Below are 617 nucleotides of genomic sequence, written 5' to 3'. Positions count from 1 at the left end.
CCGCCTTAGTGGATGCCAATGGCAACTGGAGCGCCACACCAGCGACACCATTAAGTGAAGGTGAAAGCACGATTGAAGTAAGTGTGCGCGATAGTGTCGGCAACGAAACCACCGTGAGTGATACCACCACCATCGACACACAAGCACCCACTTTAACCATTCAAAACGTAGGCGATGTTAGCGATTTAACACCTGAGCTGCAGGGCACCAGTAATGAAATTGGTGGCACTATTACACTCACCATCACCGACAGCGCAGGTGCTGTGCAAACGATTGAGACCCTAGTTGGCAGCGATGGTCACTGGAACATTGAAATTCCAGGTGCCCTTGCACAAGGTGACTTTACTGTAAGCGCGAGTATTACCGATGCGGCAGGCAATGAGAGCACAGCAAACAGCAGTGGTAATGTGGATACTATTACACCGGTTGTCACCGTTGATGCACTGGGTTTGGGTAACGACAGCACCCCAGTTGTTAGTGGTACCTCAACAGAGCCTGCAGGCACGGTTATAAACATTGTTATTACCGACAGTAACGGTGATGAACACCCAATCACCGCCACCGTGGATGCAAATGGTGATTGGCAAGCAATCAGCCCTGAGTTACCAGATGGAAGC

At 50.6% G+C, this 617-nt stretch carries 1 protein-coding gene; it reads left to right on the top strand.

From position 1 onward, the window contains the following. A partial coding sequence (locus L654_RS0101320; RefSeq protein WP_024607017.1) for an Ig-like domain-containing protein occupies window positions 1-617 on the top strand: 617 nt, incomplete at both ends.

The organism is Pseudoalteromonas sp. TAB23 (assembly GCF_000498075.1).
Classification (GTDB): domain Bacteria; phylum Pseudomonadota; class Gammaproteobacteria; order Enterobacterales; family Alteromonadaceae; genus Pseudoalteromonas; species Pseudoalteromonas arctica.
The sequence above is the reverse complement of the archived record's forward strand: the minus strand, read 5'-3'. Positions and strand labels throughout refer to the sequence as shown.